The sequence below is a fragment of the Streptomyces sp. NPDC045967 genome (assembly GCF_056430495.1).
The window spans coordinates 196,476-208,929 of sequence record NZ_JBWKLE010000006.1; the positions used below are offsets into that span (position 1 = coordinate 196,476).

At 74.5% G+C, this 12,454-nt stretch carries 10 protein-coding genes; 6 read left to right on the top strand and 4 right to left on the bottom strand.

Going from position 1 to position 12,454, the window contains the following annotated elements; all coding sequences use genetic code 11:
• Positions 1–2: 2 nt before the first annotated feature.
• The 3 genes from AC07FY_RS15570 to AC07FY_RS15580 are packed head-to-tail and all read right to left on the bottom strand — an operon-like array spanning position 3 to position 3,999.
• The gene (locus AC07FY_RS15570; protein ID WP_479005927.1) at positions 3–971 is read right to left on the bottom strand and encodes a serine/threonine-protein kinase; all 969 of its coding nucleotides are present in this window, start codon (positions 969–971) and stop codon (positions 3–5) included.
• The gene (locus AC07FY_RS15575; protein WP_479005930.1) at positions 971–1,633 is read right to left on the bottom strand and encodes a hypothetical protein; all 663 of its coding nucleotides are present in this window, start codon (positions 1,631–1,633) and stop codon (positions 971–973) included. Before AC07FY_RS15575 ends, AC07FY_RS15570 begins: the two co-directional genes overlap by 1 nt.
• On the bottom strand, positions 1,630–3,999 hold the full coding sequence (locus AC07FY_RS15580; RefSeq protein WP_479005933.1) for an ABC transporter ATP-binding protein/permease: 2,370 nt from the start codon (positions 3,997–3,999) through the stop codon (positions 1,630–1,632). The genes AC07FY_RS15575 and AC07FY_RS15580 overlap by 4 nt, the downstream gene beginning before the upstream one ends.
• A gap of 162 nt (positions 4,000–4,161) precedes the next feature.
• Between AC07FY_RS15580 and AC07FY_RS15585 the strand changes: the two genes are divergently transcribed.
• The 4 genes from AC07FY_RS15585 to AC07FY_RS15600 all read left to right on the top strand — a co-directional run bounded on the left by AC07FY_RS15585 (position 4,162) and on the right by AC07FY_RS15600 (position 8,244).
• Positions 4,162–5,232 (top strand): cation diffusion facilitator family transporter, encoded by a 1,071-nt coding sequence (locus AC07FY_RS15585; RefSeq protein ID WP_479005936.1) that lies wholly within the window; start codon positions 4,162–4,164, stop codon positions 5,230–5,232.
• A gap of 88 nt (positions 5,233–5,320) precedes the next feature.
• A complete protein-coding gene (locus tag AC07FY_RS15590; RefSeq protein WP_479005939.1) occupies positions 5,321–5,800 on the top strand; it encodes an NUDIX hydrolase in 480 nt (159 codons plus the stop codon).
• Positions 5,801–6,013: 213 nt separating this feature from the next.
• Positions 6,014–7,639, top strand: coding sequence for a serine/threonine-protein kinase (locus tag AC07FY_RS15595; RefSeq protein ID WP_479005941.1), 1,626 nt, complete (start codon positions 6,014–6,016; stop codon positions 7,637–7,639).
• On the top strand, positions 7,636–8,244 hold the full coding sequence (locus tag AC07FY_RS15600; RefSeq protein WP_479005944.1) for a hypothetical protein: 609 nt from the start codon (positions 7,636–7,638) through the stop codon (positions 8,242–8,244). The genes AC07FY_RS15595 and AC07FY_RS15600 overlap by 4 nt, the downstream gene beginning before the upstream one ends.
• Before the next feature lie 358 nt (positions 8,245–8,602).
• Here the strand turns inward: AC07FY_RS15600 and AC07FY_RS15605 are convergent, their stop codons facing one another.
• A complete protein-coding gene (locus tag AC07FY_RS15605) occupies positions 8,603–9,892 on the bottom strand; it encodes an ATP-binding protein (protein WP_479005947.1) in 1,290 nt (429 codons plus the stop codon).
• A 160-nt stretch (positions 9,893–10,052) separates the two neighbouring features.
• On the opposite strand from AC07FY_RS15605, the gene AC07FY_RS15610 reads away from it, so the two are divergent.
• Both AC07FY_RS15610 and AC07FY_RS15615 read left to right on the top strand, forming a co-directional pair.
• Positions 10,053–11,519, top strand: a complete 1,467-nt coding sequence (locus AC07FY_RS15610; protein WP_479005950.1) for a glycosyltransferase family 39 protein — start codon at positions 10,053–10,055, stop codon at positions 11,517–11,519.
• A gap of 129 nt (positions 11,520–11,648) precedes the next feature.
• Positions 11,649–12,449, top strand: a complete 801-nt coding sequence (locus AC07FY_RS15615) for a trypsin-like serine peptidase (protein ID WP_479005953.1) — start codon at positions 11,649–11,651, stop codon at positions 12,447–12,449.
• The last annotated feature ends 5 nt before the right edge of the window (positions 12,450–12,454 follow it).

Here is a 12,454-nt window from a genome sequence, read left to right on the forward strand (position 1 = left end):
ACTCAGTCGCACCGTCCGAACACCGGGCGCGCCCATGCCGGCGGAGGCGGGGGCGCGACATCGGCCCGGGGGGCCGTGCGCGGAGGGGGCCGGGTGGCGGACGAGCCGGCGCGGCGGAGGGCCGCGGTGAAGTCGAGGCAGCTGCTCCAGCGGTCCTCCGGCAGCTTGGCCAGCGCCTTCGCGAGGACCTCGTCCAGTGCGGCGGGCAGGTCCGGGCGGCGCGAGGTCAGCGGCGGCGGCACGTCGTACTGGTGGGCCCAGAGGAGGGCCATGTCCTCGTCCCGCTCGAACGGCGGCCCGCCGGCCAGGGTTTCGTAGACCACGCAGCCGAGGCCGTACACATCGCACCGGCCGTCTACCGGCTTGCCGGAGATCTGCTCCGGCGCCACGTAGTCCAGCGTCCCCACGAACTGTCCGACGCTGGTCAGGCCGGTCAGCGACAGCGACTTCTTCGTCAGTCCGAAGTCCGTGAGGTACACGTGCTCGGGGTGGTCGCTGTCCGTGCCCCGCGCGACCAGGATGTTGCCGGGCTTGACGTCGCGGTGCACCAGGTCGTGGGCGTGCGCCGCGTCCAGGGCGGAGGCGACCTGGCCGGCGATCCGGCAGGCCGTGTCCGCCGGGAGCGGTCCCATGCGGTTCATCATCGCCCGCAGGTCCTGCCCGGCGACGTAGCGCATCGCGATGTACAGCAGTCCGTCCGTCTCGCCGGCCTCGAAGACCGGCACGATGTGCGGGTGGTCGATGGCCGCGGCCACCTTCGACTCGTATGCGAAGCGCTGCCTGAAGGTGTCGTTGCGGACCAGTTCGGGAGCCAGCAGCTTCAGCGCCACCGTGCGGTCCAGGCGCAGGTCGCGCGCCCGGTAGACGACGGCCATGCCGCCGCGCCCGATCTCGCTCTCCACCAGGTATCCCGCGATGCGCTTCCCCAGCAGGTCGGAGGGGCGCCCGCCGACCGGGTCGGGCGTCCCCATCACCGGCCGCCGGGGCCGGGGTTGTCGACGATGCGCGTCGGGGCGTGCCCCGGCTCGGGGCCGGGCTCCCCGTCGGCCTGGACCGCGACGGGGCCGGGCCCCGACGGCCCGGGTGCGGGCGGGGCCGACGGGGCGGGCGGCGCCTCGGGCACGGCGGGTGCTCCCGGCCCGGCGACGGCCGCGTAGGCCGCCAGGCGGGTCCCGTCGCCGTACATCCACCGCCCCGCCGATTCGTCGTACAGCCACACGGACTCCCCGTCGATGACGATTCCCACGCGCAGCCCGCGGACCGAGCGCCGGAAGGCCTCGCCGTCCGTACGGCCGGCGGCGAGTTCGGCGACGGCCCGCCGGTAGCGCTCCAGGGCCGCGGCGCCGCGTTCGAGCTGCGGTCCGGGGTCTTCGGCGCGGCCAGGGGTCCGCCCCGCGGCGGTGGGCGGCGGCTGCGGCACGGACACCAGCAGGCGGCCGTCCACCCAGGCGGACCAGCCGTTGGCGCACAGGACCTCCCCCCAGTCCCCGCGCCGGGTCAGCAGTTGGACGGGGAGGAACGCGTCCAGCGGCACGGTCGGGCGGGAGGTGTCCGGGGTCTCCCACGCGGGCAGGCCCTCCCGCGGGACGACGTGCGTGGGCCGGAATTCCGGGACCTCCTCGGAGAAGCTCATTTCCGCGGCTGCTTCCGCATGACGGCAGGTTCGTGCCGGCGCAGCAGCCGGGACACCAGCACGCCGAAGAGCACGGACAGGACCGGCAGCATGGAGATGCTGACCAGCCACACGCCGGTCTCGTGGCGGAAGATCGGGTCCTGGGTGAGCCTGCCGGGGACGATCGCGCCGAGTCCGATGGTGCCGCCCATGGCGCCCATGGCCCACCGGGCCGGCGCGAGCCACGCCACCTGTTCGAGTACGGCGACGTCGTAGAGCTTCAGCAGGGTGCCGCAGAAGACGACCTGCACGATGGCGAGGAGGACCAGGAGGGGCATGGTGACCTCCTCCTTGCGTACCAGGGCGGAGATCAGCAGGCCCAGCATCATCGCGGTGAAGGACAGCAGGGCGACGGCGAGGGTGATCTCGATGAGCGGGGGCATGAGGACGCCCCGGCCGTTCGGGGCGTTTAGGCGTACGCCGCCGAGGCCGACGAGCGTCAGCACGACGGCCTGGCCGACGGTGATGGCGCCCAGTACCACCACCTTGGACATGAAGTAGGCCGACCGGGACAGTCCGACGGCGCGCTCGCGCTGGTAGATCACCCTCTCCTTGACGAGTTCGCGGACGGCGTTGGCGGCGCCGGTGAGGACTCCGCCGATGGTCAGGATGAGCAGGGCGTTCAGTGCCGTCTCGGCGGTGAGGGTGCTCCCGGCGAGGGCGCGGGCCATGGCGCCCATCATGAACGGCAGCGCGATCATGATGACGAGGAAGGTACGGTCGGCGCCGAGCACGGCGGCGTACCGGCGGATCAGGGTGGACAGCTGGGAGCCCCAGCTCTGCGCCTTGGGCGGGGGCAGCGGCGCGGCGCGCGCGGGCTCGGCGGCGGCGTCGGGGGATCCGGGGCGGCGGGCGGTGGCCTGGACGTAGCGCCGGTGGGTCGGCGAGTCGCGGTAGGCGCCCGCCCAGTCGCGGTCCTGCTGGGTTTCGAACGCCTCGAACGCCTCCGGCCAGTGCTCGAAGCCGAAGAAGGCCAGGGCTTCCTGGGGCGGGCCGTAGTAGGCGACTCGCCCGCCCGGGGCGAGGAACAGCAGCCGGTCGCACACGTCGAGGCTGAGCACGCTGTGGGTGACGACGATGACCGTGCGGCCGTCGTCGGCCAGTCCGCGCAGCATGTGCATGACCGAGCGGTCCATGCCGGGGTCGAGGCCGGAGGTGGGCTCGTCCAGGAAGAGCAGGGAGGGCTTGGTGAGCAGCTCCAGGGCGACGGAGACCCGTTTGCGCTGGCCGCCGGAGAGGCTGTGGATGGGCTGGTCGGCGCGCTGGACGAGGCCGAGCTCCTCGATCACCTCGTCGACCCTGGCCTCGCGTTCGGCCTTGGCGGTGTCCTGGGGGAAGCGCAGTTCGGCGGCGTAGACCAGGGCGCGCCGGACGGTGAGCTGCGCGTGGAGGATGTCGTCCTGGGGGACGAGGCCGATGCGGCTGCGCAGTTCCGCGTAGTCGTGGTAGAGGTCGCGGCCGTCGTAGTAGACGGTGCCCCGGTCGGCGGGGCGTAGGCCCGTCAGGGCGCCGAGCAGCGTGGACTTGCCGGCGCCGCTGGGGCCGACGACCGCGAGCAGGCATTTGGCGCCCACGGGGAAGGAGACGCCGTCCATGAGGATCTTGCGGCCGCGGTCGACGGCGACGGTGAGGTCCTGGACGTCGAGGGAGACCTCTCCGGTGTCCACGTACTCCTGGAGCTGGTCGCCCACGAGGCAGAAGGCGGAGCGGCCGATGCCGACGATGTCCCCCTCGGCGAGGCGGGCGGCCCCTTCGACGCGGGCACCGTTGAGATAGGTGCCGTTGTGGCTGCCGAGGTCGGCGATCTCGTACCCGCCGTCGGCCAGGGCGCGCAGTTCCGCGTGGCGGCGGGAGACGATCAGGTCCTCGATGACGAGGTCGTTCTCGGGGGCGCGGCCGATGCGGACGGCGGCGCGGGCGAGCAGCGGGCGCACCGTGGTCGGCTGCCGGAAGGTGCCGGTCATTCCGGGGTTCGAGACCCCGGACGGGCGGGCCGCGGCCGGCGCGGGAACGTCGGCCAGGACGGCGCGCGGGCCGTCGTCGACGCTGCCGAAGCGCAGCTCGCTGCCGGGACCGACGGTCCATGCGCGGATGCGGTGGCCGTCAGCCCAGGTTCCGTTGGTGCTGCCCTCGTCCTCCACCGTCCAGTGGTCGCCGTCGGGGCGCAGGACGGCGTGGTGCCAGGACACGCGGGCGTCGTCGAGGCAGATCTCGCACAGGGGGTCGCGGCCGACGTGGTAGCTGTGGCCCGGACTCATCCGCGTGGAGCCCCGATCGGTCTCCAGGACGAGCTCGGGCGCGGTCGGCACACCGGGGCGCTGAACCATGAACAGATTTTCCCACGATCCGCAGGCCGCGGCAGCGGCGGGCATCACCGCAGGTCAGAGGCGCCTTAAAGGGAATGACAACGGTCCCCGTTGCAGCCTTTGCCCATCGCGCCGGGGTGCGGTTCACTTCACGCGACGGATCCGAACACATGGGGGAACGCCATGAGTGGGCACGACCACGCGGCCGAAGCCGGCACCGCGCACGACCACGGCCCTGCCCGCGACGGGGGCCGCGCGCACGACCACGGCCACGCGCACGGCGGGGGCCACGCTGGGCACGGCCACGGCGTCTCGGCCGACGCGGACCGCCGGTGGCTGGCCATCGCGCTCGCCCTGATCGGTACCTTCATGGCCGCCGAGGTGGCCGTCGGCGTCATGGCCAACTCGCTGGCCCTGATCTCCGACGCGGCGCACATGCTGACCGACGCCGTCTCGATCGTCCTCGCGCTGATCGCCATGCGGCTGGCGGCCCGGCCGGCCCGTGGCGGCTTCACGTACGGCCTCAAGCGTGCGGAGATACTCTCCGCGCAGGCCAACGGGCTGACCCTGCTGCTGCTGGCGGTGTGGCTGGCCTACGAGGCGGTGCGCAGGCTCGTGAACCCGCCGCCGGTGGAGGGCGGGCTGGTCGTGGTGACGGCGCTCGCGGGCATCGTCGTCAACCTCGCCGCGGCCTGGTGCATCTCGCGGGCGAACCGGACCTCGCTCGCCGTCGAGGGTGCCTACCAGCACATACTGAACGACCTGTTCGCCTTCATCGGGACCGCCGTCGCCGGTCTGATCGTACTGACCACCGGATTCCGGCAGGCCGACGCGATCGCCACGCTCGTGGTGGTGGTGCTGATGGTCAAGGCGGGCTACGGGCTGGTCCGCGAATCCGGCCGGATCTTCCTGGAGGCCGCCCCCGCCCATGTGGACCCGGACGCGGTCGGCGACCGGCTGGTCGGCCACCCGCCGGTGACCGAGGTGCACGACCTGCACATCTGGACCATCACCTCGGGGCAGGCGGCCCTGTCGGCGCACGTGCTGGTCGAGCCGGCGGGTGACTGCCACGCGGTGCGCCGGGACCTGGAGCGGCTGCTGGCCGAGGAGTACGGCATCACGCACACCACCCTCCAGGTGGACCACGTACAGGACGCCCTCCTCACGGTCGGCCGCGCCGATCAGACGGCCCGGGACTCGCACTGCGCGGACGCGCACGGACCGGTCCACCGCGAGGGGCCGCACGACCACTGACCGCCCCCGGCCCCGTCCCCGCGTGGACCGCCGACGCGGGGGGACTGGGGCCCCGGTGGCCCGCCGTCCCGCGGGGCATACATGGTGCATGACGCACAAGCGCAGTGCCGGACTGCTCCTGTTCCGCCGAACGGGTGAAGCCTCCGACCCGGGGATCGAGGTCCTGCTCGGCCATCTCGGGGGCCCGCTCTGGGCGGGGCGGGACGCCGGGGGCTGGGGCATTCCGAAGGGCGAGTACGGACCGGACGAGACCCCGCGCGACGCGGCCCGCCGCGAGTTCACCGAGGAGATCGGGCTGCCGCCGCCGGAGGGCGCGTACCTGTCGCTGGGCGAGGTACGGCTGACCAGCGGAAAGCTGGTGACCGTCTGGGCGGTGGAGGCGGATCTCGACCCCGCGCTGATGGTGCCCGGGACCTTCACGATGGAGTGGCCGCCGCACTCGGGAAACACCACCGAGTTCCCGGAGCTCGACCGGGTGGCGTGGTTCGGCCCGCCGGAAGCGCGCGAGAAACTGATCCCTTCTCAGGTTCCCTTCCTTGAACGCCTGTTGGAGATCACCGAGGGTTGATCCAGGTCGTCTTACGACACCCGCATCAACGACCCGGCCTTCGGACGGGCCGCCGCCGACCGGCTGCACGCCATGATCGGCGCGGTGCCGGTCGCGGCCTGACGCACGCCCCCCGGCGGGAACCGGCCGTGGCCGATCGCACGTCCCATGTGACGCCCCGACCCGGGGTGCGCACGGCGGCGGAACCACGGCCGGCAGGGGGGCGGAGAAACGATGAAGGACACCCGGACGCGATGGGCGGTCCCCGGATACACGGAGGTCCGGGAGCTCGGGGCGGGCGGCAGCGGCCGCGTGGTGCTCGCCGTGCACGACGCCACGGGCACGGCGGTCGCGGTGAAGTACCTGAGCGACCGGTTGCGCGAGGACCCCGCCTTCGTCGGCGGGTTCCGCGCCGAGGCCCGGCTGCTCGGCGGGTTGCGTTCGCCGTTCGTGGTCGGCCTGTACGAGTACGTGGAGTCGCCCGCCGGCGCCGCCATCGTGATGGAACTGGTCGACGGCGTCCCGCTGCGCGCGCTGCTCCGCCAGTCCGGGCGCACGGACGCCGAGGCGGCGCTGGTGGTGCTCAAGGGCTCGCTGCTGGGGCTGGCGGCCGCGCACCGGGAGGGTGTCGTCCACCGCGACTACAAGCCGGAGAACGTGCTGGTCTCCGCGGACGGTTCGTCGAAGCTGGTGGACTTCGGCATCGCGGCGGGTCGCGGCACCACGCCGGGGGTGGCCGGTACCCCTGCCTACATGGCCCCCGAGCAGTGGCAGGGCCGGCCCGCCTCGCCGGCGGCCGACGTGTACGCGGCGACGGCGACCTTCTTCGAGTGCCTGACCGGGCGCAAGCCCTACGACGGGGAGAACTTCGCCGAGCTGGCCGTCCAGCACATCGAGGCGCCCGTCCCGGAGACCGAGGCCCCGGAGCCGGTGCGCCCGCTGATCCGGCGCGGTCTGGCCAAGCGGCCCGAGCAGCGGCCGGAGAACGCCGAGGCGTTCGTGGCGGAGCTGGAGGACGTCGCCCTCGCCGCGTACGGGCCGCGGTGGGAGGAGCGCGGCCAGCGCAAGCTGGCGGCGGCGGCCGCGCTGCTGCCGCTGCTGTTCCCGTCGGCGGGCGGCGCCGCGGAGGGCACCACGGCGTTCGCCTCCACCACCCTGGTCGGCGGGCCGGGCTCCGGCTGGGCGCCGGGCCGGCGTGGCTGGCTGGCGGCGGGGGCGGCGCTGATCCTGGGCGCGGCGCTGGTGCTCACGACGGACGCCCTCGGCGCGGCACCGGGCGGGTCGTCGGCGCTCAGTGCCTTCGCCACGACGAGCGCGGGCCCGGCCTCGCCCGCGCCGGCTCCGAGCGCGTCGCCTTCCGCCTCACCTTCCGCCTCACCGACCCCGAGCCCCTGGGCGTCGGCGAGCCCCTCGGCGTCCGCGCCGCCGTCGCCCTCGGGCTCGCTGCCGTCGGGCCCCGCACCGACCCCGACGCCGCCCCCGACCCCGAGCGGCGGCTGGTCGCCCACGCCGACCCCCAGTCCCACGCCCACCCTGAAGGTCACGAGCGTCGACGTGTCGCTGACGACCGGCGTCCAGCGGGGTGACGCGACGATCTCGGTCGCGGCGACCGGCCCCGGGCCCGTCACCGTCGTCGTGGAGTGGTTCCTGGGCAACCGGCAGGGCGACTACTCCGTACCGGACGGCACCGAGACCTTCACCGTGCGGTCCGGCTCGCTCGCCGCCGTGGTGAAGTCCCATGCCTTCACCCGCGGCGGCGGCTGCTACGGCGGTGTCCGGGTGAGCACGAAGCCGGCCGCGGGCAACCGGTCCGCTTCCGCCTCGCAGTACCTGCCGCGCTGCCAGGAGGCGCCCCGATGAGCGATCCTCGCGCCCCGCAGGACGACGACTACAGTGCCACCGTCCTCGGCAGCCACTGGTTCTCCGGGCCTCAGCCGGCGCCCGAGGTGGTCCCCGACCGGGTGGAGGGATCGGTGCTCAGGTTCGGGCCCGGGGTCACGGCGGCGATGCCCGCCCCCTTCCCGGTGACCGGCGCCGCGGCCGCGTCCGCGCGGTCGGGGGCCCGGCGCGGGTCCGGCCTGCGTCGCTACGCGCTGGCCGCCGGTGTGCTGCTGGCGGTCCTCGCCCACCTCGGGTGGCAGCGGTTCGGCCCCGCGCTCGCCGTCCGGGACGTGGCGGTGACCACCGCCGCCCAGGGCCCGGCCTGCGACGCGGCGGCCGATGTGGTGGCCGTCGTACGGACCAACGGGCGCCCCGGCACGCTCACCTACCGGTGGCTGCGCAGCGACGGCACCCGGTCGGAGCCGCTGACCGAGCGGGTGCCGCGCGGGCAGCGCGAGGCCCGGCTGCACCTGCTGTGGACCTTCCGCGGCACCGGGACGTACCCGGCCAGGGCGGAGCTGGAGCTGCTCTCCCCCGGACGGCGCACCGCCGCGGTGGAGTTCGGCTACCGCTGTTCCCCGTAGCGGGCGCCCGGCCCCGGCCGGTCTCCCCGCACATCCGGCCCTTTCGGCCGAGGCGGCCGCGGCCGTTCGGCCGAAGCGCCGGCATGCCGCCCGCTGGTTGACTCGTAGGTGCCGATGAAGGCGTCCAGGACGCCCTCCGGCAGCCCTGCGTGTCACGCTCCAGCCGGCGAACACCCCAACCGGAGCGTGGCCGTCCCGCACGGACGCCCCGTCCGCGCGGGAGGCCCGCGGCCACTTCGGGGAGTGGCCGCGGGCCGTTTCGCGCCCGGCCGCTCGGCCGTCTCCGCCCCCCGCCGCAACCGGGGAGCGGAAGTTCCAGGGGTGCCGGATGTGCACCGGCCGGTTGCGGGCCGGGAATCTAGAAGCGGGCGTGGGCGGTGATGTCCGCCTCGAACTCGCCCGTCATCGCCGGCGTCACGGTGGGCCGGCACTGCCGGACCGCCGCCAGGTAGTCCTCCGTGGTCGCGCCGAGCTGCGCGGCCGCCGCTCCCCGTCCGCCCACCGCCTCCAGGTCCCGCTCGAAGGACACCTGCGCCGCGATCCGTGCCGCGTGCTCGATGTCGGCCGGGGTGAACAGCTCCGTTGCCGCGACCAGCGCCGCCACGTCCACGTCCGCGCGCCCCGCCGTGTAGCGGGACCAGATCGCGGCCCGGGCCCCGGCGTCCGGGGTGCCGATCGGAATCAGGTAGTCGAAGCGGCCGGGGCGCAGGAACGCCGGGTCGAGGGAGCGGATGGAGTTGGTGGCGCAGACCAGCAGCCGCTCGTCACCCTCGCGGAAGCCCGGTATCAGCTTGAGCAGTTCGTTCGTCACCCCGTGGATCCCCCCGGGCTGCGCGGGCTCGGTGCGCACCGGCGCGATCTCCTCGACCTCGTCGATGAAGACGAGCACCCGTTCCAGTTCGGCGATCCGGGCGAAGGCGTCGCGCAACGCGGCGGCGAGGTTGCCCTCGTCGGCGAGCCGGGAGGGCAGCAGTTCCACGAAGGGCCAGCCGAGCCGGGAGGCGATGGCCCGGGCGAAGGTGGTCTTGCCGGTTCCGGGCGGCCCGAACAGGGTGATGGCGCGCGGTGGCCGCACGCCGTGCGAGGCGGCCCGTTCCGGCTCGGCGAGCGGCAGCACCACGCGTCGTTCGATGAGGTCCTTCTCCCGCTCCATGCCGGCGACCCGCGCCCACAGGTCGCCCTGCAGGAAGCGGCCGCCGAGGTCGTCGAGGAGGCCCGCGGCCGGTCCGTGCAGCGGCTCGGTCTTCTCGAAGTAGGCGACGGCCGGCTGGCGGGTGTACCCCGCGTTCAGCAGTCCCTCACCGAGCAGGTCCTCCTCGGGCAGGACGTACGCGATCCGGCCCACCCGTGCCGCGATGAGCCGCCGCTCCAGCTCGACGAGCAGGGCGCTGGCCAGGCCCCGGCCGCGCCAACCCGCGGCGATGGCGATGCGCATCACCCAGGCCCGCTCTCCGGTGACGCAGGCGAGCGCGGCGCCGATCGGGACGCCCTGGTGGACGGCGACCACGCACGGCTGCCGGTCGGTGAGGGCGCTGATGCACTCGGCGAGGGAGAAGACGGACTCCTGGCCCAGTTCCGCCGTGGTGTCGATCAAGTGGACCACCGCTGCGAGATCGCTCTCGCGGTAGTCGTGGATGAGCCAGTTCACCGGGTACCGCCCCTCGTTCGTGCTCCTGCGGCGAGGCTAGGCGCGGGTGGGTCCACCGCCCACGCGCCGCGGTGCACAACAGGCGGTCGGGAAACCGTCCGTACCGTCCATAGACTGGTGCCTTCCGCCCGAACACCAGACCGAGGAACCCAGCAGCTTCATGCGTTGCCACATACCCGCGGCCCGACGCGGGACTTTCCTCTGGTCGCTGCCGTTCCTGTGGACCCTGGCGTTCGGCCTGTGGGGGCTCTCCCGCGAGCACAGCGTGTGGCGGGACGAGGCGGCGACCTGGCAGGTGGCGGCCGGCCGGTCGACGGGCGAGATCTGGGACCTGCTGGGCAACGTCGACGCCGTGCACGGGCTGTACTACCTGCTGATGCACGGTCTCTTCGAGGTCTTCGGGGCGAGCACCACGACCCTGCGGCTGCCGTCCGTACTGGCGGTCGCGGTGGCCGCGGTGTGCGTGGCGGTCATGGGCCGGCGCCTCGCCGGATTCTGGGCGGGGCTCGGCGGCGGGCTGGCCCTCGGACTGCTGCCCGCCGTGCAGTTCCACCTCCAGGAGGGCCGGCCGTACGCGCTGGTCGCGGCCGGGGCCGGACTGTCGACCCTGCTGCTGGTGTCGCTGCTCTCCCCCGAGCCCGCCCGGCCCGGGCGGCGGGTCTGGCCGCGCTGGACGGCGTACGGCACCGCCGTGCTGGTCTGCGCCCTGCTGAACTGGCTGTCCCTCCTCATCCTGCCCGCCCACGCCGTCACCCTGTGGTGGGTGCGGGCAGGACGCGGGGTGTGGCTGCGCTGGTGTGCGCACGGTGCGGCGGCGCTGGCCGGGGCCCTGCCGCTGATCCTGTTCAGCCGGGGGCAATCCGACCAGGTGTCGTGGATACCCCCGCTGACCTGGCACATGCTGGTCGGGCCGGGCATCCTGCTGACGGTCGGCGGGCTGTGCGCGGCGGCGGACCGTCCCCGCCGGGCGCGGTTGTCGGCGGCGGCCGTCGGGCTTCCGCTGCTGGCCGTACCCCAGCTCGGGCTGATCGGCGTCTCCGTGGTCCGGCCGCTGTTCCTGGACCGGTACGTGCTGTTCTCCATGGTGGGTCTCGCGCTGCTGCTCGGCGCCGCGCTGGGCGCTGCCGTCCGGGTCTGCGCGCCGCGCTTCCCGAGGGCCGGCCGGCTGCTCGTGCCGGTGGTGCTGGGGATCGCCGCGGTGGCGCTGCTGCCGGTGGAGGTGGGCAAGCGGGCTCCGGCGAGCCGGATCGACGACGTGCTCTCGGTGGCCGGTGAGGTGGAGCGGCTGAAGCGGGACGGGGACGCCGTGCTGTTCGTGCCGGCGGCCCGCCGGGACACCGCGCTCGTCTCGCCGGAGGCGTTCACCGGCCTGTCCGACATCGCGCTGGCGAGCACCCCGGTCTCCTCGGGCACGCTCAAGGGCGAGGAGGCCGGCCCGGAGACGATCCGGGCCGCCCTGCTCGGCCGGCGGCGGGTGCTGCTGGTCACGGACGCGGCGCGGGTGGCGAAGGAGCCGTCGGCGGAACGGGACCGGACCAAGGCCGCCGTACTGCGGGAGCGGTTCGCGGTGGTGGAGGACCGGCAGGTCCGGGGCCGCCGGGTGACGGTGTACGAGCGGGTGGGGTAGCGGGGCAGGGCCGGTACGGCGCCCGGATTTCACGCGGCCGCCACGGCCTTCACCGTGCTTCCACGATTCACAGCGGATTCATACGGAACATCGGGCTCCGGACACAGGTTCGCCGGGCAGGGTCGGAACATGATCCGCCCCGCGCTCCCCCAGCCCCGCGCCCACGGCCGCGCTCGTGCCCAGACCTGCGCCCGTGCCCGGCGGGCGTCACAAGCCGTGGCGGCGCTGGCCGCGATGGCCGCGCTCGTCAGCGTGGACCTGCCCGACGCGGCGGCCGGGCCGCCGCCCGGCGTCACCGCGCGGGCCGCGCCGGACACGGTGGCGGCCCGGGTGGGCGCGCTCTTCGCCGGCGGCCTCGACGGCGGGCACTTCTGCACCGCCGCGGTGGTGCGCAGCGACGGCCGCGACGTCATCGCCACGGCCGCGCACTGCCTGGACGATCCGGACGGCACCGTGTTCGCGCCGGGCTACCGGGAGGGCGAGGCCCCGTACGGCACGTGGCGGATCACCGGTGTGCACCTCGCCCCGGGTTGGACGGACGGTGAGGACCCGGACGACGACATCGCCTTCGCGACGGTGGCCCCTGCGGACGGCGGGGGGTCCGAGCGGATCGAGGACCTCGTGGGCGGCTTCCCGGTCGTCGCGCGGCAGCCGGCCGACGCCGCGGTGACCGTGATCGGGTACCCGAGCAGCGAGGACGCCCCGCTGCGCTGCGCCAACACCACCGCCCTGTTCTCGTCGACGCAGCGCCGCATCGAGTGCCCGGACCTCAGCGGCGGAACCAGCGGCAGTCCGTGGCTGGTCGACGGCGCCCTGGCCGGGGTCCTCGGCGGCTACGAGGGCGGCGGCACGGTGCCGGAGGTCTCCTACAGCGCGCTGATGGGCGACGGGGCGGTGCGGCTCTACCGCGAGGCGTCCCACGCCGACTGACGCCG